This window comes from Herbaspirillum sp. FG34 (assembly GCF_057809315.1).
This window is the reverse complement of record NZ_JBMDJS010000005.1, coordinates 114793-141159: the sequence shown is the minus strand read 5'-3', so window position 1 is coordinate 141159 and position 26367 is coordinate 114793. Positions and strand designations below refer to the sequence as shown.

The window sequence follows — 26367 nt, the reverse complement described above, 5'->3', positions numbered from 1 at the left end:
AGGCATCTCATCAAAATCATCTTGCAGCTTCGCAATGAATTGATATTCGAAAGCGATCGAATTGCTTGAAACCTGGGTTCTTTAGTTTCCAGCAAATGAGACATTTCTGATTTTTAGCGCCGATACAAAAAAATAGACTGCTGCTCCGATCGTCTTGCCCTTTCGCAAGGCGGGTATCACGGAGGAGAGTCCTTTGAACCGGCTGCGCTACAAACTGATCTTCAACCGTCATCGCGGCATGGTGATGGCAGTGGCAGAAACCGCGTCTGTCATCAGTGCCAAGAGGAGAGGAACGGCCCGAGCCGCAATGGTGCCGCTCACGCTGCAGCCATGGCGCACCGCGCGCATTGCACTGTGCGTGGCACTGGCATGGCAGAGCCTGTCGCATGCGCAGATCCTGGTCGACCGCAACGCCCCGCGCGAACAGCAGCCGTTGGTGGTCAAGGCGGCCAATGGCGTGCCGGTAGTCAACATCCGGCAGCCCAACGCAAGAGGACTCTCGGTCAACAGCTATCGGCGCTTCGATGTCGATGAGCGGGGCGCCATCCTCAACAACGCGGGCGGATCGAGCAAGACCGAACTGGGCGGCTACATCGCCGGCAATCCCTGGATGCCCCAGGGTGGCGCGCAGGTCATTCTCAACCAGATCAACTCATCGGACCCGAGCTACCTGCGTGGTTTCATCGAGGTCGCCGGCAACCGGGCGCAGGTGATCATCGCCAACCCCTCCGGCATCACCTGTGCCGGTTGCGGCTTCATCAATGCGCAGCGTGCCACCATGACCACGGGGACGCCGGTCATCCGACAGGGCAACCTGGAGAGCTATCGTGTTGGCGGCGGCGTCATCAGCTTTGAAGGATCCGGCCTGCGAGCCGGTGACACGACATATGCGGAGGTGATCGCCCGAGCGGTCCGTGTTCATGCTGCCTTGCGCGCCGGGGAGCTCCGGCTCACCACCGGTCTCAATACGGTCAGCGCCGATCACGCGCAGGTCACGCCGGAGAGCTCATCCGGCCGCGCACCGTCGATGCGCGCCATCGACGTTGCCAGACTGGGCGGCATGTATGCCGGCCACATCTACCTGACCGCCACCGAGCATGGTGTGGGCGTGCACAACGGCGGCACCTTGGCAGCTACCGAAGGAGAGCTGGTCGTCACGGCGGCGGGCCGTCTGGAAAACACCGGGACCATCGCTGCTGGCCGGGATGTGCAGATACGCAGTGCGGGCGTGCTGCGCGTGACGGCCAAAGGTATCCACAATCACGCGGGTGCATCGCTGCTTGGCGGCGATGTCTCGCTCTCGGCCGGTGCGGGGCAGGACTTCATCAACCGGGGCCTGATCGATGGCGTCACTACGCGCATTCAGGCCGGCACGCTCTATAACCTTGGCGCCGGACGCCTCTACGGTGACCGTATTGCACTTGCTGCGGAGGTGCTGCACAACGCCTCGGAAACCATCGATGGCGTGCTGCGGGCCCCGGTCATCGCGGCACGTGAGCGTCTGGATATCGGGACCAGGGTGCTCCACAACAGCGAGAAGGCGCTGCTGTATTCAGCCGAGGACATGTCCATTGGCGGCGCCATCGGCAGCGACCATCGTGCGAGCGGACGCGCGCGCGAAGTCAACAATACCAGTGCGACTGTCAATGCGGATGGTGCACTCACCATTGCAGCCGATGCGATCAACAATCGCAATGCGCATTTCGAGATCGCCGACGAGAGCAAGCCAGGACGCAGGATCATCAACTACCGGCTGGTGGGATCTTCCGATTTCATCTCGGGAGAGCACGCGCGCATCGTCCACAAGGATAATGGCCAGATCATCGCTGCCGAGAACTGGCGAGCCATGGGCGATGAAGACAACTTCCGCCTGCTTTTACCCTCGGCGCAATCCCCCTTTGATGGACAAATGTTCGGTCAATGGATCATCTACGACGGCACCGAGCAGATCCAGCGGACTATCGTCACCCGCAGCGCACCCGGCATGATCACCTCCGGCGGCAGGATGAATCTGGCCGCCGGGGTGGTCAACAACTACGCCAGTCAGTTCATCGCCGGGGGCACCCTGGCCGGTGACAACGTCAATGGCACCGCCATCCGCAATACCGGTCCGCTGGGCAGGCAGATCGTTACCTCGGTGGGCACGGCGGTAAAAACCTACATCAAGAGTCATCGCTTCAAGGCCGATGACCGTCGTTATGAGAGCGCACCCTACGCCTCTCAAACGATAGAAACCCGATTCCCACTTGATGTGAGCGCCACGCACGAGGTGGGCAGCACGCGCGACCTGAGCCTGCCGGCCAATGCCTTGTACCAGATCAATCAGAGCAGCGTGACGGCGCCACTGGTGCAGACCGATCCGCGCTTCATCGGTGAGCGGAATTGGTTGTCTTCTGACTTTCTCGTTCGCGCGTATCAGGATCGCGCGGGTCCCGCCCCGGGTTACCAGCGTTTCGGCGATGGATTCTACGAACAACAACTGATCCAGCGCCAGATCCAGGAGGCCACCGGCCAGCGCTATCTGAGCGGTTTCAGCAACAACGAGGCGCAATATCTGGCGCTGATGCAAGCCGGGCTGCAGCAGGCGCAGACCCAGCGTTATGCCTTGGGCATTGCGCTCTCCAAAGCACAGATCGCCCAGCTCAAGACCGACATCGTCTGGCTGGTACAACGCAAGGTAACGCTGGCCGATGGCAGTGAGCAGGAAGTGCTGGTGCCGCAAGTCTATCTGCAGCCGTCGAATCTGCGTGTCAGTGGCCGACAGACCCTGATCGCCGGTAATGAGGTGGTGCTACAGAGCGTGCAGGACATCATTAATCGGGGCGGCACCATTGCCGCGCGTGGGGGCGTGACGCTGCGCGCAGACAACGTCCGCAATCTCGGCGGCAGTATCGATGGGGGCGATGTCCGAGTCGCAGCCACCACCGATACCGAAAATGCCGGTGGCGTCATCAGTGCCAATGACAAGCTGACCTTGAGTGCAGGCCGCGATGTGGTGATCCGCAGTACCAGCGTCACCACCGCCAATGCCACCACCACGGGCAGCAACATCGATCAGGTAGCCAGCGTCAGCGGCAAGGACGTGGTGCTTCTGGCCGGCCGCGATCTGCAAGCCGATGCTGGCGTCATTGCCGCCAGCGGCGACGCCACGCTCTCGGCAGGAAGGGATGTGCGTCTTGGTGTGATCCAGGAGTATTTCCGGCAGGAGATCCGCTGGGCCGATGACAAGGGCGGCAGCAACTGGGTCAGCCGCTTGACCGGTCCAAACTTCGTGGACCGCGCCAATGGTGCACACGGCACCAATGAGGTTGGTGTCAATCGCGCCGTGGTGAGCGGCAGCAAGGAGGTCGCCACGCAGGTCAGCGGCAACAGCATCCGCATCCAGGCGGGTCAGGATGTGACGAGCAAGGGCGCGCAGGTAGTCGCTGAAGGCGCGCTGCAAGTCGAGGCCGGACGTGACATGCGCATCGGCACCGCCAACGTCTCGGCCAGTGCACGTGACCAGGGGCAGCGCAGCAGCAGCGGGATCCTGACAGCCACGACGGTGCGCACCGATGACGCCAGCAGCACCAGCCGGGAGGCAGGCAGTATCTTCTCCGGGGATACCGTTCTTGGGCGCTCCGGGAACGATGTGAATGTTAAAGGCAGCCAGATCGTTTCTACGCAGGGGACGAAGCTTGTGGCAGGCGGGGATGTGAACATTGTTGCCGCAAGCGAGAGCAGCAGCCAGCGCAACTTCCGTCAGGAGACCAAGAGTGGCGTGATGGGAGCGGGCATCGGCGTGACGGTGGGTAGCCGCATGCAGAGCCGCGATGTGGATCGCAATAGCGAGACTGCGTCGGCATCGACCATTGGCAGCGTGCAAGGCGATGTGGGCATCGTGGCGGGCAATCGTTATACGCAGGTCGGTAGTGATGTGCTGGCACCAGGTGGCGACATCGACATCGTGGCCCGGACGGTCAGCATACTCGCTGCACAGCAGAGCAGCCGCACCGTGACCGAGGACAAGTTCCGTCAACAAGGGGTGACGGTGGCGGTGACCAGTCCGGTGTTGTCGGCGGTGCAGACGGTGCAGCAGATGGCGGAGGCGGCCAGTAAAACCAGGAATGGCCGGGTACAGGCGCTGGCTGCTGCAACGGCGGGCATGTCGGTCTACAGCGCCGTAGGTGACATGCAGAAGGGTGCTGCCGAGGGTTCGGCCAACGTCGGTATCAGCGCGACGATTGGCAGCAGCCAGAACGGCAGTCGTACCGAACAGAACACGGTGATGCAACGCGGCTCTACCGTTGTTTCCGGTGGCGACATGAGCATCAGCGCCAAGGGGGACGGCGCTAACAGCAACATCACCATTGCAGGCAGTGACATCAATGCCAAGGGCAATCTGGCGCTCAAGGCGGACAACGATATCAATCTCATCGCTGCTCAAAACACGGATGAACAGCATGGTGATCGGTCGTCGTCGTCGTGGGGAGTTGGCGTTACTGCGCAGTTTGGTACCAAAATCCAGTTTGGTGTTACCGCCAACGCAGCGGGTAGCCGTGGCAATAGTGATGGCAAAGATGTGTCCAACGTCACGACGCAGGTGCGTGCGGGCGGGCAGGTCAAGATTGAATCTGGGCGCGATACCAATCTGATTGGGGCAGCCGTCTCAGGTGAACAGGTGGCGGCGAATGTGGGCCGTGATTTGAACATCGCCAGCGTGCAGGACACCAGTAGCTTCAAGAGTCGTGATCAGAGCATTGGCGGCAGTGCGACCATCGGCTATGGCTCTGGAGGCAGCTTCAATGCAAGCCGCAGTCGTGTGGATGCGGACTACGCGAATGTAGGCCAGCAGGCAGGGATTACGGCCGGCAATGGTGGATTCCAGGTCAACGTTAAAGGTAATACGGATCTGAAAGGCGCGCAGATTGCCAGTACCGATCAAGCCGTCGAGCAGGGCAAGAACAGCCTGACCACAGGAACCATCACCAGCAGAGATATCCAGAACCGAAGCCAATACTCGGCAGAGAGTCAGAGTGTTAGTGCAGGAATGTCCGGCGGCAAGCCAGGCGGCGGGCTGGGCTTGGGCAGTGCATCTGGAAGCGAGACGAGTGTTACGCGCAGTGGTGTTTCTGGTGCTGGGGTGACGATTACCGATGCACAGGCGCAGCAGGCGAAGACCAGCCAGAGTCCGGATCAGGCTGTGGCCTCATTGGATACGTCAGTGCGCACTGGCAAGGACAGCAGCAACAGCCTTGCTAAGAACTGGGATGGTAATCAACTGCGTGAGGATGTAGAGGCGCAGGCCAAGATTACGCAGGCGTTTGGACAGCAGGCTTCCAAGTTGATCGGAGACTATGCTGAGCAACAGCAGAAGAAGGCGGAAGACTTGCGCAAGCAGGCCAGTGCAGCAACTGATCCCGTCGTGGCAGCCCAGCTCAATGATCAGGCCAGCGCGCTGGAAACCAAGTGGGGGCCAGACGGGAGCATGCGGACTCTCGCGCACACTGTTGTGGGTGGGCTGACCGGTGGTCTCGCCGGTGCAACTGGTGCGGGAGCGGGTACTTTAGCCGCACCTAAGGTGGCTTCGGCCTTGAATCAGGCTGGTGTTGATGCTGATCTGGCGAAAGCGTTGACGGCGCTGTCGAGTACCTTGGTGGGCGCGGCTGTGGGTGGGACGCCGGGAGGGGCTGCGGCTTATAACGAGGTCGTCAATAATTTCCTCAAGCATGCTGATGCTGCCGCGCTCAAGAAGGAAATTGAGGCTTGCAGCAAGAAGAACGGTCGTTGTAGCGACGGAGACGTCACCTCAATCTTTAAAAAATACAAGGAGATCTCTGACCAGAATATCGCCGCAGTGCAAAGTTGCATCATTTCAGGGGATGTAGCGTGCGTCCAAAAAAATCTGGCTGAAGCGGCGAATGTCAACGAAGTAAAGGTATTGCCATTCGGCTATACAAAACTTGAAGATACGCTGATCGGGCGTCAAGCGAATGTGATCAGTTATGGTTCCGTGATGGGCAACGCGTCTCTGATGGGAACGGATGTTGATCAGGCGAAGGAGGTTGCGACCTTCAGGACGAATAACTGTGGTGGACTGAGCGCGGCTGCCTGTGATGGACTGGTAAAGCAGGCGATAAACTACCGTCTTGTCCGGATGGCAGCGTTGTCTGCTGTCGCGGCTACTACTCCAGCCCTGGTGGGTGAGGCAAGGAAGCTTGTCTTGCCAAAGGAAAAGCTACCGGCGGTAACGCCTGATCGTGATCGATTTACTGCGGATCAGGATTTGCCGAATGTATATTCCAGGCAGGAAGTAGCAAAGAGATATTTCGGGCAAGAAAGGCAATACTGGAGTGCTGAGCCAGTAGAAGTCGCTGGAAATTTTGTATATCGACGCGACGACCTTATCGACCCTAATCGGGTGGATAGCCAAACCGGAAAAACCAATCTAGAACTAATGCAGGCTGGCAGAGCCCCGATTGGGAAGGATGGGAACCCCGTCAATCTACATCATATGTTGCAAAATCAGGATGGTCCCATTGCAGAAGTTATGCAGACGTTCCATCAGGAAAACTACTCTGCTATACACATAAATGCCGGCTCGGGAATCCCATCTGGCATTAATCGCAGTGTATTCAATACGTGGCGGCGTAATTATTGGAAGAGCCGGGCGAACGATTTTAAGTGAGATGAAATGGATAATAAATTGGTTGAGGCAGTAGACGCTTTGATAAATGCATCAGCGGGTGAACGGATTAGATTGCTGGAGCCTGATGATGAATTGATTGATAACTATGAGTCGAAAATTGGAATTACCTTTGGCGACGAATATCGTTATTTTTTAAAGAACGCGAGCACCATTTTTTTTGGGAACATTGAGCCGTTAGTTCTTTCTCCTGATATCAATAGCAGGGGAGACTTGCTGCGAGCGGTAAAAGTTGCAAGGCAGTTGGGAGTTCCTTCAAACTGGCTCCCCATATGTGAGGATAACGGTGATTATTACTGCCTGGATCAAACGGGTAAGATCAGATTTTGGAGTGGAAATGGAGTGAGTTCGGAGAGCTGGCCGACGCTTGCAGATTGGATAAACGATGTATGGATTGATGGGAACTAAGCTTAGAATCTCGGAGATACATTTTCAGTCGATTCATCATAGCCTAATCCTGAGCGCACACTTTTCAGATGAGATGTTGACCTGCACCCCAAAATTAGTACGACAATGATGCAAAGTCTGCCTCAAACGGAATCAGCATCAAGAACCGGCGACGTACCGAAAACAGATTATTTCCACGCTCAATTCAACAGTCCAACAACGAATCTCAAGTCACACCACCGCTAACACTCCCCTTTCCCAGCGGCCGCAATTCGCCGAGCCGGCGATGATGTCCCTTCAACCATAACGGCAATTCATTGGCCGGCATGGGCTTGCCGATCAGATAGCCCTGCCCCAGGCTGCAACCGAAGTCCTGCAGCAGGCGCCAGTCTTCCATGGTCTCCACGCCTTCGGCCACCGTCACCAGCTCCAGCCGTTGCGCCATGTCCAGCGCGGATTGCAGAATCACGCGCAGGTTCTTGCGGTCATGTGCACCATGCACGAAGGAGCGGTCAATCTTCAGTTCCGTGAAGGGGATACGCGCCAACTGCTGCATCGATGAGAAGCCGGTGCCGTAATCGTCAATCGACAGACCAAATCCCTTCAGGCGCAAGCGCGCCAGCATGCCCAGTGAATTACCCTTGTGCGCCACCACCGAACTCTCGGTGATTTCCAGCACCACGTTTTCGGCCGGCAGCGCGTGCTTGTCCACCAGCTCCAGAATACGATGCAGGAAATCCGGCTGTTCCAGCGACAGCGGCGAGAGATTCACCGCTACCTTGATCGCCAGGCCGCGGCTGTGCCAGACGGCAGCCTGGGCCATGGCCTGGTCCATCATGCTGATGGTGAGATCGTGAATCAGGCCGCATTGCTCTGCCAGCGGAATGAATCGGTCCGGCGGCACCATGCCGCGTTCCGGATGCACCCAGCGCGCCAGCGCTTCCACGCCTTTGAGGATGCCTGTCTGCACATCTACCTTGGGCTGGAAATACGGCAGCACCTGACCACCGCCGATGGCCACGCCCAGATCGCTCTCACACATGGAAGGCTGGGGATCGGCATCGGCAAGAGCGTCGCCACCGTGGGGCCGGAAAGATCGCAGCGCTGCATGCAGCTGGCCTTGATTGAGCGGCTTCTGCAATACGCCGATCAGGTTCATGCCCAGCGCGTGGATCATGGTCTCCACCGACAACAGCAGCGAGGTCTCTCGACTGGAGGCGACGATCAGAGGAATGTCGATACCCTTTTGCTGCAAGTGCTGGATCAGTTCAATGCCATCCATGCCCGGCATCTCCAGGTCGATCACGACCAGGCCCGGCGGCAGTTTCAACAGCGCCAGCAGGTCCAGCGCCTCGTTGCCGTTGCCGGCCTCGTAGATCAGATCGACGCCCAGCGCCTGCAGCAGCGACACGCTGTGCTGGCGCTGCAGGGCACTGTCGTCGACGACCAGTGCGGATTCGATCAGCTCATTGAGATTCTCTGGAGGCATATTGTTCTATCACTGCGGAGATATGATCGAGCGGGAGGACGTCACGGACGCCGCCCATGTGTATCGCTTCTTTCGGCATGCCGAAGACCACGCTGCTGGCCTCGTCCTGAGCATAGGTGGCGGCGCCGCAATCGGCCATCTCCCGCATCCCTCTTGCTCCATCGTCCCCCATGCCGGTCATGATGATGCCCACTGCATTGCTGCCCGCGGCCTTGGCCAGCGAGCGGAACAGCACATCCACCGAAGGCTTGTGCCGGCTCACCAGCGGACCATCCAATGTTTCCACATAGTACTGCAGACCATCGCGCCGCACGACCAGATGTCGACCGCCGGGAGCGATCAGCACCCGCCCCGGCAGAACCAGATCGTGATGCTCGGCTTCCTTGACCTCGGCACCGGAAATGCGGTGCAGGCGGTCGGCGAAACTGCGCGTGAAACGCTGCGGCATGTGCTGCACTACCACCACGCCCGGACAACGGTGGTCCAGGCGGCCCAGTACCCGCTCCAGCGCCTGCGGCCCTCCGGTGGAGGCACCGATGGCAACGATGCGCGCAGTCGGTGGACGATAACCATCCTCCCTTCCCGGCGCGGCCAGTACCGCATCGGCCGTATGACGCTGCAGGACCGCAGACCAGCCCTCATCATGCAGTATTTCTCGTGATGTTGCTTTGACCGGGCGCAGCCGGAGCGCGGAGGCCATGGCACCGGTACTGCCGGGCAATGCGCCCGCCGCTCCCCTGGTGCCGGGGCCGGCCAGCGCTGCGGCCCGGATGGCACTGGCCAGTTCGACCACCGCTTCACGAAGGAAATCGCGCACACCCAGTTGCGGACGGGCAATCACCGAGACTGCGCCGGCGGCCAGCGCCTCGGCAGTGATATGGCCCGCACCAGCGGCACGCGCACTGCACATGATGACCGGCGTGGGCCGCGTGGCCATGATTTGACGCAGGAAGGTGATGCCATCCATGCGCGGCATCTCAACATCGAGCAGGATCACGTCGGGCCACTCCTGCTGCATCTTGCGCAGGGCAAAGACCGGATCGGGTGCGGTACCGATGACGCGGATATCGTCAGTCTGCGCCAGCAGTTGCTGCACCAGCTGGCGCACCACCGAAGAATCATCGATGACCATCACGCGAATGATGGAGTCTGCCCCCGATGCAGACGGCCCACTCATTGCGGCCTCCGATAAATCGAGGGGGAGTGCATCAGCAGGTCCAGTTCCATGCCGTGCAGCGATTCGGAATGGCCCACCACCAGGTAGCCGCCAGGGCGCAGGCGGGCGATCACGTCGCGCAAGACCTGCAGCTTGGTATCGCAATCGAAATAGATGATGACGTTGCGCAGGAAAATCAGGTCGTACAGTCCATCCTCGTGTTCATGCAGCGCGGTCAGATTGCGCCGGGCAAATTCGACCTTGGCACGCAGGCCGGCCTGCACCAGGAAATGCCCCTCGTACTCACCAGTGCCGAGCAGGCAATAGCGGCGCAGATACAGACGTGGAATATTCTCGCCCCGCGCCATCGGATAAAGGGCGCGGCGGGCAAAGCGCAAGACGCGGGTGCTGATATCGGAAGCAAATACCGACCAGCTGCCGGGGGGCCGGTGATGGTCCAGCAACATGGCCAGAGAATAGGCTTCTTCACCGGTAGCGCTGGCAGCGCTCCAGACGCGCAGGCTCTTGTGGTCACGCCACTGCGGCAACAGCTCCTGGGTCAGGAAATCGAAATGACTCTGTTCACGGAAGAAATAGGTTTCATTGGTGGTGATGAGATCAATGGCGCGCTGGCGTTCCTCGGCGCCGTCCGCCGCGCTGATGAGACGATGATACTGCGCCAGTCCGCACAGGCCGAGTTCATGCAGACGATGACTGAGGCGGCTTTGCAGCAGCGCCTTCTTGGACAAGGGCAAATGCAGGCCGATGTGCTGCTTGAACAATTGCTGGAACAGCAGCATGTCCTCATCGCTGACCTCGGCATCGGCAGCGCTGGCGACAGAAACGGTCTGGCCCGCACCCCGATCGTGTACGGCGTCGCGCCTGCCTGCCAGGTTGCCGGTGCTGGCCATGGACCTACTCCTGTTGCGTTTGCGCCGGCAGCACCGGCCCGCCACCCAGGGCATCCTCGGCGCTCATTCCCAGGAGGCTGGCCAGTTCATCCACCGACAATACGCGCTGCACGTCCAGCACGACGATGAAACGCTCATTGACGTTGATCATCCCTTCGATGAAATCGGCGCGGATGCCCGCTCCAAAGGACGGACGCGGTTCGATGCTGTCAACGCCGATGCTCAGCACGGCGCTGACAGCATCGACCATCACGCCCAGCAACAGCATCTGCTCGTCCTGGATCAGTTCCATGATGATGACGCAGGTACGCTTGGCCACCACCGTGGGCGCGCGACCAAAGCGCACCGACAGATCGATGACCGGCACCACCGAACCGCGCAGGTTGATGACGCCGCGCAGGAACTCGGGCATCAGCGGCACTTCGGTCAGACCGCCGAATTCGATGATCTCGCGAATGCTGGCAATGGGCATGGCGAAGCTCTCGGTTCCGACCAGGAAGGTCAGGAACTGGCGGCTTTCGATGACTTCTTCCTGCTGCCGCTTGCGGGCGGATTCGCCATTCAACGATACGCTGGGCATGGCCTGCTCTCCTTGCTGCCGCGCTCATCCCACGGCCAATTGATGCGTACGCGGCCCGCAGGCGGCGCGGTGAAACGGGACTGGATCAACGCCATGATCTGTCCTCTCAGAAACGCTTGAACGAAGATTCATCCACGCCCGGCGCATCCTCATCCACATCCAGCATGGACAGACGCCGTGCGCTCTCGCGCTTGTCCTGGGCGGCATGCCGGGCAGGCTTGCGGCGACTGCCATCCGCCCCCGACTGTGGTGCGCCACTGGCACGTACCGCCGGCTTCTGCAACTCGTCCACACGGAAGAAACGCATCAGATCCTGCAGATGGATGGCCTGGGCACTCATCTCTTCCGAGGTTGCCGACAATTCCTCCGAGGCCGATGCGGTCATCTGCGTAGTCTGTGCCATCTGGTGCACGGCATTGTTGATCTGTTCCAGCCCGGTCGATTGTTCCGCCGACGCCGCAGCGATTTCCTGCACCAGGTCAGCGGTCTTGCGGATCGATGGCACCATCTGGTTGAGCAGGCCGCCCGCCTTTTCGGCCAGGCCCACGCTGTTCTCGGCCACCGCAATGATTTCCTGTGCGGCACTCTGCGAGCGCTCGGCCAGCTTGCGCACTTCGGCCGCCACCACGGCAAAGCCCTTGCCGTGTTCACCGGCGCGCGCGGCTTCGATGGCCGCGTTCAGTGCCAGCAGGTTGGTCTGGTAGGCGATGTCATCGATGATGCCGATCTTGCTGGCAATCTGCTTCATCGCCGCCACGGTCTCGCGCACCGCCTGCCCCCCCTCGGTGGCGGCGCTTGCCGAGAGGCTGGCAATACCATCGGTGGTCCTGGCATTGTCGGCATTCTGGGCGATGGTGGCGGTGATCTCTTCCACCGAGGCGCTGGTTTCCTCGACGTTGGCGGCCTGCTGCGAAGCGTTGTGCGAGAGCGCCTGGGAGGACGAGGAAATCTCTTCCGAGGCCGAGGCCAAAGCACTGGCGGTGCCGCTGACATCGCCGATGACGTCGGTCCATTTGTTGACCATCTGTTGGGTGCTGTAGAGCACGCTGACCCGGTCGTTCTTGCGCAGCGGCACACTCACCGTCAGATCACCTTCGGCCACGCGGCGCAATACGCTCATGGCATCGCGCGGCTCGCCACCGATCTGCGAGCGGATGGTGCGATAGGCAAACCCGAGACAGGCAAACAGCACCACCACGGAGGCGCTCAGCAGCCAGAATATCTTCTGTTCCAGTTCGACGTAGTCGCGACCGGCCTTGAGCACGCGGGCCTGGGTGCGTTCGTCGACCTGGCGCAGGAAGTCATTGATCGGTGTCATCACGCGACCGAACAGCGCACGGTAGGTCTGGTCGAACACCAACTCCTGCGCCATGGCCTGGTTGGGTGCGCCGACCACGGTGAACTTGCCCTGACCATCATCGAACTCGCCCTTGACCGCATGGAAGGCGGTAATCTCGATACGCGAGAGCTGATCGGCCAGTTTCAGGGCCTCCTGCATCTTGGCCAGTTCGTCTTCGGTAAAGCCGGCACGCTTCATCAGTTCACTCAGCGGCACCGCCTGGGCACCCGCCTCCACCGGCAGTTTGCGGGCACTGACCAGATCCCAGTTGAAGCGATCATAGTTGGAGGGCCGCGCACGCTTGCCGTTGCGGATGTCGAGGATCATGTAGTACCGGTCCTCGTCATTGGGATCGCCCGTGGTCACGTAGGCGCGCGCGAACTTGGTCATGTCCTCGGTGGTACGTCGCAGTTCATTGGCCAGCGCTGCCGATTCATAGCGCGATTGGTGCGCATGTTCGAGCGCCGCATTGGCCTGGCGCAAGGTACTGGTGAGACTGATCACCACCGCCACCAGGATGGACAGGACTAAACACAGCCAGATGAAGATCTGCTTGATGCTCATCCTGTTGGTCATCGATTCTTGCATGCTCGCTTCCCCTCGTGGTGCGGGCGTCCGATCGGCGCCCGTCATGGCGCCGACGCCACGCTGCTTTCGGCGTAGGCCGCCGTATTGCCTTGTTCCTGTTGCTGGGTATGCTGCACCAGGTGCGCGATATCCAGGATCAATGCGACCCGGCCATCGCCCAGGATGGTCGATCCGGACAGCCCCTTGACCTTGCCGAACAAGCGGCCCAGCGGCTTGATCACCGCCTGGCACTCGCCCAGCAATCCGTCGACCAGCAGGCCGGCGCGCAATTGTCCGTACTGGACGATCACCAGGCTCTTGCGTCCCCTGCCCTGGTCACGCGCAGGCAGGTCAAACAGTTCGCGCAGCGGGACGAACGGCAAGGGCTCACCGCGTACAGAGACGATGTGGCTGCCGCTCTGCCGGGGTGGCATGTCGATGCACTCCACCACCATATCCAGCGGGATGACGAAGACCGCATTGCCCACCACCACCTGGAAGCCCGAGATGATGGCCAGCGTCAGCGGCAGGCGGATGCGCACCACGGTGCCACGGCCTGGTTCGGTATCGATGCCCACCTCACCCTGCAGGGCATCGATGTTACGCTTGACCACGTCCATGCCCACGCCCCGTCCCGAGAGCTCAGTGACCTGCTGCGCGGTGGAAAATCCGGGCTCGAAGACGAAGCGGAAGATCTCGCCATCACTGAGCTCGGCATCGGGCGCGGCCAGTCCCTGGGCGATGGCTTTTTCCAGGATACGCGCGCGATCCATGCCTCGACCATCGTCCATCACCTCCACCAGCACGCTGCCCGATTCGTGCATGGCATTGAGCCGCAGGGATGCCTTGGCCGGCTTGCCGGCAGCAATACGCTCGGCGGCCGGCTCGATGCCGTGATCGATGGCATTGCGCACGATGTGCATCAGCGGATCGGCCAGGCGCTCCACCATGGATTTGTCCAGCTCGGTCTCGGAGCCGGTCATGGTCAGCTCGATGTCCTTGTCGAGATCGCGGGCGATGTCGCGCACGATGCGCGGGAAGCGCTGGAATACTTCATTGATCTGCACCATGCGCAACGTCAGCGCGGCATCGCGGATCTGTTCCATCAGGCTGTCGATGGCCTGGGTGGCCTCCTCGAACTGGCTGTCCTTGCGACGCCGTGCGATCAGGCGTGCACTGGCACCGGCGATGACCAGCTCGCCCACCAGGTCGATCAACTGGTCCAGCTTGGAGACCTCGATCTTGATGAACTTCTGTTCCTGCGCGCGCCGCTCCTCCAGTGGGCGAGGCCGCGCGCTCGCGTCGGTGGCCGCCGGCACCACGGCGGCGACCGCTTCCTCCAGGGTGACGGCTCCCAGGCAACGCCATTGGACTTCATTGAACAATGACAGACTGCGCCACTGGCCGGCCAGGCGGGCCGCGTCCTCGCGGGCCAGGCGTTGCAGTACCGCGGCATACGCGCACAGGGGACTGTGCGGAGGCAGGATGTCGATACGGCTGTCATCGCGCACGAATTCAAACACATCCTCCAGCGTTTGCCGGGTGGAATCGGAGACCAGGCAGATTTCCACGCCGAGATAACAGCTCTCGGCATCCATAGCGGCGGCCGCAGGCATGCCCGCCTCCACCGGCAGGATGGCGACGATGCGCCCCAGCGAACGCAGGTAGTGCAGGAAAGACAGCGGATCGAGCCCATCGCGCAAGACGTTCTCGTTGAACTGCAGCGACAGGTGCCAGTAAGGATAATCGGCCGCCGCCTGCAAGGCGGCATCCATGCTTGCCTCGTCGGTGGCGAGCAGGTCGGCAGCAGGACTGCCGGCAAGGCGCTGCCCGACCAAGGTCGGCTGACCAGAGACCAGCTCCCGCGATGCAATGGCCGATTGCGCCACCTCGTCCAGTTCGGCCAGCAGCGTGGCACGACGTTCGGCGTTGGGCTCCTCGGCCTCCTGATTGCGTTCGATGGCATCGACCAGTTCACCGATGTAATCGCCACACTGCAGCAGCAAGGACATCATGTACGCGTTCAGCGGCAGGCGCTCTTCGCGCACCAGGTCCAGCACATGCTCCACCTGGTGGGTGAACTGCACAATGCTGTCGAAAGCAAACAGGCCGGCCGAGCCCTTGATGGTATGGGCGGCCCGGAAGATGGCATTGATGCTGTCGCGGCTCGGACCTTCCATTTCGATCTGCAGCAAGGCGGCTTCCATGGCCACCAGCAGTTCGCGGGCTTCCTGGACGACGGCATCGCGTGCGGAATCCTTCTTCATTCGGCCTCCACGGCGGGACTGAAGCGCTCATGCAGTTGCAGCAGGTCCAGTGCGGCCAGCACGGCCGGACTGTAGGCACCGATCTCCAGCTGGCGACCAATGTTGGCCAGCTCGCGGCGCAACAGCAGCAGTAATTGGATGCCGGCGGTATCGAGCTCGTCCACACCGGACAGATCCAGCACCACGTGGGTCTGCGCAAGTGTCAGCGCGTGCAGCAATTCCGGCTTGCGTTCGGCTGCCTGGAAAATGGTCAGGCCACCACTCAGCGTGAGCAGCAGCCGGTCCTCTTGCACGGAATACGTCAGCGGCATTTTCGGGGTCTCGGTTGGGTCTTCAACGGTCCTCTGGATCGCTCAGGGTTGCACCAGCTTGGCCACTGCATCGAGCAGCACCGGCGGCAGGAAGGGCTTGTGGACCCAGGCCCGGATGCCGGCGGCCTTGCCTTCCTGCTTGCGCACCTCGCTGCTTTCGGTGGTCAGCATGATGACGGGGGTGAATTTGTAGGCCGGCATCTGCTTCATCTCGCGTACGAAGGACAGGCCATCCAGGTTGGGCATGTTGAGGTCGGAGATGACCAGATTGAACTTGCGGCCATCCAGTTTCTTCAGCGCTTCAAGGCCGTCGGCGGCTTCTTCGACCTGGTAGCCGGCGCTCTTGAGGGCGGCCGTGATGGTCTGCCGCAGGCTGAAGGAATCGTCAACGATCAATATGCTCTTTTCCATCTCGGTTCCTCGTTGTCTCAGAAAAAATCCACCTGCGACGGTGGCACGGGATGGCCCTGCTGGCCGGCATGAATCTGGCGCTGTTCCTGGGTGGTGTAGGTCTTTTCGAGCTCGGCCAGCCACTGCTGCGGCGAGGGCAGCGCCTGCGCTTCGATGGCCGCGCTGCGCAGACGCAGGATGTCCTGCTGCACGTGATCCAGGATCTGGCTGATGCGGTCCTGGAATTGCAGGTGGACCAGGATGTCACATACTTCGCGATCCACTTCGCGGCCTTCGTCCTCCAGCGCCTCCACGGTGGTGGTGAGCTTCATGGCCGAATGGCGGAAGTCGGCAATGATCTGGTCAATCACGGCGCGCGAATTCTCAGCGACACCGTCGGTACTGGCGGCGGCGTCCCCGTTGGCGCCAATGGCCGCCATGATCTGCTGGCGCGCGCTCTTGGCGCGGGCGGCGATCTGGCGGCTGTTCTCGGCCGAGCGCTCGGCCAGTTCCTGCCAACTCTGCTCGTCGCTGAGCAGATCGGTCACGCCGGTCTGCCCGGCCAGTTGCTCATTTTGCTGGGCCAGGCGGCGAATCTCGTCATTGGCCGCCATGAGGCTGTCGAACTTGGTCACCAGCAGCTGACGCGAGGCCAGCATGCCTTCCAGCGCCGAGGCAATACTGCCCAATTGTTCAGCCGCATGATGCACGGTCTGCAGGATCTCGCCATTTGCGCCGTGTCTGGCGGGGTCCAGTGCGCCGCCAAGGCGCTCGTGGATGCCGACGAAGCGGGCGGTCAAACCGTCGATGGCCGATTGCGTCTGTGCCCGCGCCAGTTGCACATTGCCCTGCCACACCGGCAGTACTTCGCGCAGCAGTGCGGCCAGCGAGGCCTGTCCATCCACAGGTGCGGACGGCACCGGCGACAAGGTCGGTGCTGCGGCGGCCTGCGCCAGCGGCGGCTGCGGGGGCGCCACCGGCACCGCCGCCGGGGCGGGCAGGCAAGTCAGGTAGAAGGCACCGCCGATCAGCAGGCCTACCAGCGCCCCCAGCCACCAGTGCTGGGCCAGCATCATCAACAGCAGCAGATTCACCAGGCACAGCACCGGCAAGATATTGCGAAGCGATTTCACAGCCACGTTTTCCTGTTGGTTGTTGTCAGCTCGGGGCAAACCGTAGGGCCACGGTGCACGTACCCTGCCCCTGACGGTGTTTACGGCAGGAACTGGCGCTTCTTTTGACAGGCCCTCCTGCCAGGCCAGGCATGGACGGAGACAAAGGCGATTGAGCGCCTCCGCCCCGAGGACAACCCGGCACCAATGCACCTCGCGACAGGTTCCAGCCTGCGCGCACCGACCCACAGCCTATTGTGCTGGCTGAGCGGGTCTGGCCTTGCGTGGAATAAAGGCCGAATTCCGCTTGAGTTGTCTGCACCACCTGAGCATGGACAGGATATTGCATTGAATCAACAAAAGCCAAAGCGGGCATGAGCGCCGGCCGCAGTGAAATCAACTACAATGCCGCACCCGACGTGCCGGGCGAAGGAAGGCATGGCACTGGAAAGCGGCCGCCGCATCGCCATCGACTGCCCGGTCGCAACTGGCAAGCGCTCACTGACCGCCCGTCTGGCCGCACTGTGGAGCGCGCGGGATCCGCATGGAGGAAACCCTGTCCCAGGATTGCCTGCAATCGCTGTCGGAATGCTACAGTCATTTTTTCTATCACTACGAAGAGGCGTCGGTGCCGACCATCAACACCGAGCATCTGGATCCGCTTCACAAGGATGCAGCACATCCAGGAAATGCACGGCAAGCGCGCCTTTCTCAATCACGGAGGTTGAATTCTTCATGGCAGGCTATCTTCAGGAATCGGGCGCTACGCGCGCCAAGCCGGTGACCACCCACACCCTGCAGGCGATGCGCGCCAAGGGCGACAAGATCAGCATGCTGACCTGTTATGACGCCAGCTTCGCCACGCTCATGGAGCGCGCCGGGCTGGAAACGGTGTTGATCGGCGACTCCCTGGGCATGGTCTGCCAGGGTCACGATTCGACCCTGCCGGTGACCATTCAGGACGTGGCCTACCACACGGCGGCGGTGGCGCGCGGCAGCCGTACCATGCTGATCATCGCCGACCTGCCCTTCGGCACCTACCCGACCCGCGAGGAGGCCTTCCGCAATGCCGCGCTGCTGATGCAGGCGGGCGCGCAGATGATCAAGCTCGAAGGCGGCGTGTGGCTGGCCGATACCGTCAAGTTCCTCACCGAGCGCGGTATTCCGGTGTGCGCCCACATCGGCCTGACGCCGCAGTCGGTGCACCAGCTGGGGGGCTTCAAGGTGCAGGGCAAGACCAGCGATGGCGCCACCCAACTGCATGCCGATGCGCTGGCGGTGCAGCAGGCGGGCGCTTCTCTGGTGGTGATCGAAGCGGTACCGGCCACGCTGGGCAAGGAAGTGACCGACCGGCTCAGCATTCCTACCATCGGCATTGGCGCCGGCCCCGACTGCTCGGGCCAGGTACTGGTGATGCACGACATGCTGGGCGTTTTCCCGGGCCACAAGAGCCGCTTCGTACGCAACTTCATGGAAGGGGCCAGTGGCATCGAGGAGGCGGTGCGCCGCTATGTGGCGGCGGTCAAGGATGGCAGCTTCCCGGCGCAGGAGCATTGTTTCTGAGTACCTGAGCTCGAGCGATGGACGAGAAAAAGGCCAGCGAAAATCACGCTGGCCTTTTGCTTTGCTGCTGATGCTGATGTCACAACTTACTCGAAGAATTCCTTGACCTTGTCCTTCCAGGTCTTGGTCTGCGGGCTGTGCTTGGCGCCGCCTTCAGTGGTGAGCTGCTCGAACTCGCGCAGCAGTTCCTTCTGGCGTTCGGTCAGCTTGACCGGGGTTTCCACCACGACGTGGCAGAACAGGTCGCCCGCATAACCGGAGCGCACACCCTTGATGCCCTTGCCGCGCAGGCGGAAGGTCTTGCCGCTCTGGGTGCCTTCGGGAATGGAGAAGGAGGCCTTGCCGTTCAAGGTCGGGGCTTCGATCTCGCCACCCAGTGCCGCCTTGGCGAAGGAAATCGGCATCTCGCAATGCAGGTCGTCGCCATCGCGCTGGAACACGTCATGCGGCTTGATGTGGATTTCCACATACAGGTCGCCCGGAGGACCGCCGTTGACACCCGGCTCGCCATTGCCCGAGGAACGGATGCGCATGCCATCGTCGATACCTTCAGGGATCTTGACCTCCAGCGTCTTGTTGCGCTTGATGCGGCCGGCGCCAGCGCAGGTGGTGCAGGGTTCCGGAATGATCTTGCCGCTGCCGTGGCACTTCGGGCAGGTCTGCTGGATGCTGAAGAAACCTTGCTGCATGCGCACCTGGCCATGACCGCCGCAGGTGGTACAAGTGACCGGCGAAGTGCCGGGCTTGGCGCCACTGCCGTGGCAGGTATCGCACTGGTCCCAGGAGGGCACGCGGATGGTGGTGTCGAAACCGTGGGCGGCTTGCTCCAGGGTGATTTCCAGGTTGTAGCGCAGGTCCGCGCCGCGATAGACCTGCGGGCCGGAACTGCGACCGCGGCCACCGCCGCCGCCGCCGCCGCCAAAGATATCACCGAAGATGTCGCCGAAGGCATCGGCAAAGCCACCCGCACCGGCACCGCCGCCTGCTCCCATGTTGGGATCGACGCCGGCATGGCCGTAGCGGTCATAGGCCTCGCGCTTCTGCGGGTCCGACAGCATCTCGTAGGCTTCCTTGACCTCCTTGAACTTGTCTTCCGCGCCCTTGCTGTCCGGGTTGCGGTCAGGATGGTACTTCATCGCCAGCTTGCGATAAGCCTTCTTGATCTCGTCGTCGCTGGCGTTCTTCGCCAGTCCGAGCACTTCGTAAAAATCGCGTTTTGCCATGTTGTATAACCCACCTTGTTATTGTGTTCCGTCGCTGCTGCGATGGCCTGCATCTGCATCTGCGGCCGCGCACGCACGACCGGAAACCAACAATGTGAAAAAGCCGAGTTCAGCTTTTGACTGCGGACTCGGCGTACCGGCCTGGCCGAAAAAACAACCCGGCCGGGTGGATGCTTCTCAAAAATCCGCCCGGGCTGCGGTAAACCGCACCCGGGCGCGAGCGCTGACCTCAGGGGAAACGAGGCGTCAGTCCCGGATTACTTCACTTCCTTGAAGTCGGCGTCGACCACGTTGTCGTCCTTGGGTGCGGCACCACCGGCAGCGCCGGCCTGTGCACCTGCGGCGCCCGCAGCACCACCGGCAGCGGCGGCTTGAGCCTGCTGGTCGGCGTACATCTTCTCGCCCAGCTTCTGGGCCGCAGTCGACAGGGCTTCGGTCTTGGCATCGATGGTGGCCTTGTCGTCACCCTTCAAGGCTTCTTCCAGTGCCTTGATGGCGGACTCGATGACTTCCTTCTCGCCACCTTCGAGCTTGTCGCCGTATTCGCCCAGTGCCTTCTTGGTCGAGTGCACCAGCGCATCGCCCTGGTTGCGGGTTTCGGCCAGTTCCTTCAGGCGCTTGTCTTCCTCGGCGTTGGCTTCGGCGTCGCGCACCATCTTTTCGATCTCTTCTTCATTCAAGCCCGAGTTGGCCTTGATGGTGATCTTGTTTTCCTTGCCGGTGGCCTTGTCCTTGGCGCCCACGTGCAGGATGCCGTTGGCGTCGATGTCGAAGGTCACTTCGATCTGCGGGGTGCCGCGCGGTGCCGGCGGGATGCCTTCCAGGTTGAATTCGCCCAGAGCCTTGTTGCCCACGGCCATTTCGCGCTCGCCCTGGTAGACCTTGATGGTTACGGCCGGCTGGTTGTCGTCGGCAGTGGAGAACACCTGGCTGAACTTGGTCGGGATGGTGGTGTTCTTCTTGATCATCTTGGTCATGACGCCGCCCATGGTTTCGATACCCAGCGAGAGCGGGGTCACGTCCAGCAGCAGCACGTCCTTGCGGTCGCCCGAGAGGACCGAACCCTGGATCGCGGCGCCCACGGCCACGGCTTCGTCGGGGTTCACGTCACGGCGCGGATCCTTGCCGAAGAATTCCTTGACCTTCTCGATGACCTTGGGCATGCGGGTCATGCCGCCGACCAGGATCACGTCGTCGATGTCGGAGACCTTCACGCCGGCATCCTTGATGGCGGTACGGCAGGGCTCGATGGTCTTGGAAATCAGTTCCTCGACCAGCGACTCCAGCTTGGCGCGGGTGATCTTCAGGTTCAGGTGGACCGGTGCGCCATTGGCCATGGCGATGTAGGGCTCGTTGATCTCGGTCTGTTGCGAGGACGACAGCTCGATCTTGGCGCGTTCGGCCGAGGCCTTGATGCGCTGCAGGGCGATGGCGTCCTTGGACAGGTCCAGGCCGTTGATCTTCTTGAATTCCTCGATGATGTAGTCGATCAGACGCTGGTCGAAGTCTTCGCCACCCAGGAAGGTGTCACCGTTGGTGGAGAGCACTTCGAACTGCTTTTCGCCATCGACGTCGGCGATTTCGATGATGGACACGTCGAAGGTACCGCCGCCCAGGTCATACACGGCGATCTTGCGGTCACCCTTTTCAGCCTTGTCCAGGCCGAAGGCCAGCGCGGCTGCGGTCGGCTCGTTGATGATGCGCTTGACGTCCAGGCCGGCGATGCGGCCGGCATCCTTGGTGGCCTGGCGCTGGGCGTCGTTGAAGTAGGCCGGGACCGTGATGACGGCTTCGGTGACTTCTTCGCCCAGGTAGTCTTCGGCGGTCTTTTTCATCTTGCGCAGCACTTCAGCAGAGATCTGCGGGGGTGCCAGCTTCTTGTCACGCACGCCGATCCAGGCGTCGCCGTTGTCGGCGGCCACGATCTGGTAGGGCATCAGGTTGATGTCCTTCTGCACTTCCTTCTCGGTGAACTTGCGACCGATCAGGCGCTTGGCGGCATAGATGGTGTTCTTGGGGTTGGTGACGGCCTGGCGCTTGGCGGGAGCGCCGACCAGGATTTCGCCGTCTTCCTGATACGCAATGATGGAAGGCGTGGTACGCGCGCCTTCGGAGTTCTCGATCACCTTGGGCTGGTTGCCTTCCATGACGGAAACGCAAGAGTTGGTGGTGCCCAGGTCAATACCAATGATTTTTCCCATGATTTTTCCTTCGTTCTTTCAGCCCTGGATGTCGGGCTACAGGTGTTTTGAATGGTTTGAATATGTGGAGGAAAGCCGGACTTTCAAGCGCCGAAACCACCGGGACAAGCAAAAATGATGCCTTTTGCGCTTGCCCTCTTGCGGCGCCGGTCCGCTTACTTTCCCTGGGCCACCGTCACCAGCGCCGGACGCAGCAGACGGTCGGAAATCATATAGCCTTTTTGCAGCACGGCCACCACGGTATTGGCTTCCTGCTCGGCCGGCACGGCCGAGACGGCCTGGTGCTTCATCGGGTCCAGCTTGTCGCCGGCCTGGGGGCTCACTTCCTGCAGCTTGTTCTTCTCGAAGGCCGAAGTCAGTTGCTTGAGGGTCATGTCCACGCCTTCCTTGAGCGATTCCAGCGAGGCGTTTTCGATCTTCAGGGCCATTTCCAGGCTGTCCTTGACCGCCAGCAGCGATTCGGCAAAGCCTTCGATGGCGAACTTGTGGGCCTTGGCGATGTCTTCCTGGGCACGACGGCGGATGTTCTCGCCTTCGGCACGGGCACGCAGGAAGGCGTCCTGCATCTCGGCAGCGCGGGCTTCGGCTGCCGCCAGCTTGTCTTCCAGCGTGGGCTCGGCAGCGGGAGCGGCCTGCTCGGCAGCAGGGGCCGCAGCGGCCTCAACAGCCGGGTTGTCTTGCTGGACGGATGGGGACTCCTGTTTTTCCATGTCTTGCATTCCTGAATTACCTCCAACAAATCAATGAGTTACGTGCGTGCGGCGGTCCGATGCAGGGCGCCGTCCACGATGGGATGCGGCACAAGTAAGGTATCTCCCTGCTTTTTCAAGGGCTTTTTGGCACTTTCCGGCGACTTTTTGCCTATTTCTGCGATTTCAAGAAGAAAAATGTTACGCGTGCTTACAGAAATTACGGACTCTGACTTCAAGTTAATTCGAGCCCGACCTAAACTGAATTCGAGTTCTCGCCCGCTGGGGCCAACTCGTTCGACGGCTTTACCACTTCCCCTCTCTTGTCGCGCCAACAAGGTGTCATCATGAAACTGCCACTGATTGCGGCCACCATTCTCGTCGCCCTGTACAGCCTGCTCGCTACCGCCTGGATCAGCTATACCCATCTGGTGGGTGAATACACGCTCTGAACGACTGCGCCAGCCCGGTTTTTTTCTTGTATGAACAATTTGGCCCGCCGCTACCCGGCAGGCTCATTGCCGGACAGGCAACAAAAGGCGTTCAGCCCGCTATTCTAGCAGGCTGACGTGATCAGGCCGCCGTTGCGCGCAGGCCGATATGAAGCTTCGTGAAAAATCAGCGATCCGCGCCGAGCGCCCTGGCGCGCTCGGCGGCAATGCGCTGCTGGTGCGCCAGCTCCTCGCGGGCGGCGGCGTTGCTCATGGTCGGCCAGCCGGCCAGATGCTGCTCGACCAGCTCCACCATGCCCTTGATCCAGGCCGGAGATTCATTCAGACAAGGGATGAAGTGAAATTCCTTGCCACCGGCGTGAAGGAAGTCTTCCTTGACCTCCATGGCGATTTCTTCCAGGGTTTCCAGGCAATCGCTGGTGAAACCGGGGCACATCACGTCGATGCGACGCACGCCCTGGCGGCCCAGTTCCTGAGCGGTCGGGGCGGTGTAGGGCTGCAGCCATTCTGCCTTGCCGAAACGCGACTGGAAGGTGACCTGATACTGATCCTCGGCCAGACCCAGCGATTGCGCCAGCAGGCGTGCGGTCTTGTAGCACTCGCAATGATAGGGATCACCCAGCATCAGCGTGCGCTTGGGCACGCCATGGAAGCTCATGAGCAGCTTGTCCGGCCGCCCGTGCAGGTCCCAGTGGTCCAGCACTGACTGGCGCAGCGCCTGGATATACGCATCCTGGTCGTGATAATTACGGATCAGGCGCAGCTCGGGAATGTTGCGCACCTGACGATAGTGATCGAAGACCGCATCGAAGATGGATGCCGTGGTCGTGCCCGAATATTGTGGATAGGCCGGCAGCACCAGAATGCGCGTACAGCCCTGCTCCTTCAACTGGTCCAGCACCTGCGGCAGGGAGGGCGTGCCATAGCGCATCGCATACACCACCTGCAGCTGATGATGTCCGCGCGCAGCCAGCTGCGCGCCCAGCGCCGTAGCCTGGGCCTGGGTATGCACGCGCAACGGAGAGCCTTCCTCGGTCCAGATGCTGGCGTATTTCTCGGCCGACTTGGACGAACGGAACGGCAGGATGATGCCGTTGAGAATGAACCACCACACCGCCCGCGGGATTTCCACCACACGTGGATCCGACAGGAACTGCTTGAGATAGCGCCGCAGCGCGCCAGCGTTGGGCGCGTCGGGTGTACCGAGGTTGACCAGCACCACGGCGGTGGAGGCCGGGCTGCCATGAGTGTAGGGAGGTTCTTTGCGGAAGGGCATGGTCGTTGAGCTTGATGTTCTTGATGTTCTTGTGAGGGCAGCCGCGATCAGGAAGCCAACAGCTCGCGCGCATGCTTGCGCGTAGTGGCCGTGATTTCCAGTCCGCCCAGCATGCGGGCGATTTCTTCCACGCGCGCCTTGGCGTCCAGCCCGTCGATGTCGGAGAGGGTCTTGCCCCCTTCGCTGCGCTTCTTGACCTGGTAGTGCTGGTTGGCCTGGCTGGCCACCTGCGGCAGGTGGGTCACGCACAACACCTGGCGTTCCTGGCCCAGGCGCTTCAAGAGCCGTCCGACCACTTCGGCCACGGCGCCGCCGATGCCGCTGTCGACTTCATCGAAGATCAGGGTCGGCACCGTAGTGGCGGCCGAGGCGATGACCGAGATGGCCAGCGAGATACGCGCCAGCTCACCGCCCGAGGCCACCTTGGCCAGTGCGCGCGGTGCCACGCCGGCGTGACCGGCCACCAGGAATTCGACCTGCTCCAGTCCGTAGGCGGCCGGCTCCACGGCATTGAGCGCGATCTCGAAACGTCCGCCGGCCATCGACAGATCCTGCATCGCCGCCGTGACCGCCTCGCCCAGCGCGGCAGCGGCCTTGGCGCGCGCCCCGGAGAGCTTCTGCGCCAGGGCAAGGTAAGCGTCCTTGAGCTTGTCTTCCTGCGCACGCAGGGCGTCGAGATCGCTGGCGTCGGCCAGTTGCTTCAATTGTTCGGAGAGCTTGCGGTGTTCCTCGGGCAATTCATCGGGCTGGACGTGGAATTTGCGGGCGGTCGAATGGATGGCTTCGAGGCGCTCTTCCACTGCCTGCAACCGTGCCGGATCAAGTTCGACCCGGCCCAGGTAATCATTGAGGGCATAGACCGCTTCCTGCAACTGGATCTGCGCCGGTTCCAGGGCATCGAGCACGGGCTTCAGGGCGGTATCGACATCGACCAGCTTGCTCAGCTTCTGCGTGATCGAGGACAGCTGCGAGAGGATGGGGGACTCCGATTCCGAGATCACCCCCAGCGCTTCCTGCGCGCCGCCGATGAGCGCAGCGGCATGTGAGAGACGGCTGTGCTCGGTGCTGATGTCGGCCCATTCGCCGGGCTTGACGGCCAGCTTGTGCAGCTCGGCCACCTGCCACTCCAGGCGTTCACGCTCCAGCAAGACATTGCGCGCATCCTGTTCGAACTGTTCACGCTGACGCGCCAGGGCGCGCCAGGTCTTGTAGGCGGTGGCCACTTCGCGCGCAGGTTCCAGCAGACCGGCCTGGCTGTCCAGCAACTGGCGCTGGGCATCGGCCTTCATCAGCGACTGGTGCGCATGCTGGCCGTGGATATCCACCAGCATCTCGCCGACTTCGCGCAATTGCGCGGCGGTGGCGGCGCTGCCATTGATGTAGGCCTTGCTGCGGCCGGCATTGTCGATTACCCGGCGCAGCAGCACGCCGTCGTGCTCGCCGGTGAATTCGTGTTCGTCCAGCCAGGCCATGACTTCCGGCGTGGCGGTGAAGTCGGCGCTCACGTCTGCCTTGGCCGCCCCCTCGCGCACCACGCTGGGGTCGCCCCGTCCGCCCATGGCCAGCGCCAGGGCATCGATGAGGATGGATTTGCCGGCGCCGGTTTCGCCGGTGAAGACGGAAAATCCGCGCGCGAATTCGAGCTCGATGGCATCGACAATCACGAAGTCGCGAATCGTTAAGGTACGCAGCATGGTGGTCTCGCAGCGGGTTGGACGAACAGGCCAGGGGTGCCATGCAGACCGGCACACGCCGGCCGGGACAATGGC

Annotated in this window: 17 protein-coding genes; 3 read left to right on the top strand and 14 right to left on the bottom strand. The window is 61.6% G+C overall.

The annotated features are described in order from the left end of the window. Positions 1–193: 193 nt before the first annotated feature. Both ACODSZ_RS08545 and ACODSZ_RS08540 read left to right on the top strand, forming a co-directional pair. Entirely contained in the window at positions 194–6667 is a 6474-nt protein-coding gene (locus ACODSZ_RS08545; protein ID WP_488927400.1) for a two-partner secretion domain-containing protein, read from the top strand. A 6-nt stretch (positions 6668–6673) separates the two neighbouring features. Continuing rightward, positions 6674–7093 (top strand): SMI1/KNR4 family protein, encoded by a 420-nt coding sequence (locus ACODSZ_RS08540; RefSeq protein ID WP_081486008.1) that lies wholly within the window; start codon positions 6674–6676, stop codon positions 7091–7093. A gap of 205 nt (positions 7094–7298) precedes the next feature. Here the strand turns inward: ACODSZ_RS08540 and ACODSZ_RS08535 are convergent, their stop codons facing one another. The 9 genes from ACODSZ_RS08535 to ACODSZ_RS08495 all read right to left on the bottom strand — a co-directional run bounded on the left by ACODSZ_RS08535 (position 7299) and on the right by ACODSZ_RS08495 (position 17215). Continuing rightward, a complete protein-coding gene (locus ACODSZ_RS08535) occupies positions 7299–8561 on the bottom strand; it encodes an EAL domain-containing response regulator (RefSeq protein ID WP_008325503.1) in 1263 nt (420 codons plus the stop codon). After that, the gene (locus tag ACODSZ_RS08530) at positions 8539–9738 is read right to left on the bottom strand and encodes a protein-glutamate methylesterase/protein-glutamine glutaminase (protein WP_488927399.1); all 1200 of its coding nucleotides are present in this window, start codon (positions 9736–9738) and stop codon (positions 8539–8541) included. The genes ACODSZ_RS08535 and ACODSZ_RS08530 overlap by 23 nt, the downstream gene beginning before the upstream one ends. After that, on the bottom strand, positions 9735–10628 hold the full coding sequence (locus tag ACODSZ_RS08525; protein WP_488927398.1) for a CheR family methyltransferase: 894 nt from the start codon (positions 10626–10628) through the stop codon (positions 9735–9737). Before ACODSZ_RS08525 ends, ACODSZ_RS08530 begins: the two co-directional genes overlap by 4 nt. A 4-nt stretch (positions 10629–10632) precedes the next feature. Next, entirely contained in the window at positions 10633–11208 is a 576-nt protein-coding gene (locus ACODSZ_RS08520) for a chemotaxis protein CheW (protein WP_008325495.1), read from the bottom strand. A gap of 106 nt (positions 11209–11314) precedes the next feature. Then, positions 11315–13135, bottom strand: coding sequence for a methyl-accepting chemotaxis protein (locus ACODSZ_RS08515; protein ID WP_175344228.1), 1821 nt, complete (start codon positions 13133–13135; stop codon positions 11315–11317). Positions 13136–13176: 41 nt separating this feature from the next. Next, a complete protein-coding gene (locus tag ACODSZ_RS08510) occupies positions 13177–15381 on the bottom strand; it encodes a chemotaxis protein CheA (protein WP_488927397.1) in 2205 nt (734 codons plus the stop codon). Next, positions 15378–15692, bottom strand: coding sequence for an STAS domain-containing protein (locus ACODSZ_RS08505; RefSeq protein ID WP_175344230.1), 315 nt, complete (start codon positions 15690–15692; stop codon positions 15378–15380). Before ACODSZ_RS08505 ends, ACODSZ_RS08510 begins: the two co-directional genes overlap by 4 nt. 42 nt (positions 15693–15734) lie before the next feature. Continuing rightward, positions 15735–16103, bottom strand: coding sequence for a response regulator (locus ACODSZ_RS08500; RefSeq protein WP_008325491.1), 369 nt, complete (start codon positions 16101–16103; stop codon positions 15735–15737). A 17-nt stretch (positions 16104–16120) separates the two neighbouring features. Then, positions 16121–17215 carry a chemotaxis protein gene (locus tag ACODSZ_RS08495; protein ID WP_488927396.1) on the bottom strand — a complete coding sequence of 365 codons (1095 nt, stop codon included), beginning with the start codon at positions 17213–17215 and terminating at the stop codon, positions 16121–16123. A gap of 714 nt (positions 17216–17929) precedes the next feature. Between ACODSZ_RS08495 and panB the strand changes: the two genes are divergently transcribed. Further along, entirely contained in the window at positions 17930–18757 is an 828-nt protein-coding gene (gene panB / locus ACODSZ_RS08490) for a 3-methyl-2-oxobutanoate hydroxymethyltransferase (RefSeq protein ID WP_008325489.1), read from the top strand. 86 nt (positions 18758–18843) lie between these two features. Here the strand turns inward: panB and dnaJ are convergent, their stop codons facing one another. From dnaJ to recN, 5 genes are all read right to left on the bottom strand, one after another. Continuing rightward, positions 18844–19980, bottom strand: coding sequence for a molecular chaperone DnaJ (dnaJ, locus tag ACODSZ_RS08485; RefSeq protein WP_488927395.1), 1137 nt, complete (start codon positions 19978–19980; stop codon positions 18844–18846). Between the two features lie 257 nt (positions 19981–20237). After that, positions 20238–22181, bottom strand: coding sequence for a molecular chaperone DnaK (gene dnaK / locus ACODSZ_RS08480; protein WP_175344233.1), 1944 nt, complete (start codon positions 22179–22181; stop codon positions 20238–20240). A 155-nt stretch (positions 22182–22336) separates the two neighbouring features. Further along, complete coding sequence (grpE, locus tag ACODSZ_RS08475; protein ID WP_488927394.1) at positions 22337–22900, bottom strand: nucleotide exchange factor GrpE; 564 nt, start codon at positions 22898–22900, stop codon at positions 22337–22339. Positions 22901–23488: 588 nt separating this feature from the next. Then, positions 23489–24598, bottom strand: a complete 1110-nt coding sequence (hemH, locus tag ACODSZ_RS08470) for a ferrochelatase (RefSeq protein WP_488927393.1) — start codon at positions 24596–24598, stop codon at positions 23489–23491. Between the two features lie 47 nt (positions 24599–24645). Then, complete coding sequence (gene recN, locus ACODSZ_RS08465; RefSeq protein WP_241822427.1) at positions 24646–26292, bottom strand: DNA repair protein RecN; 1647 nt, start codon at positions 26290–26292, stop codon at positions 24646–24648. Positions 26293–26367: the final 75 nt, after the last annotated feature.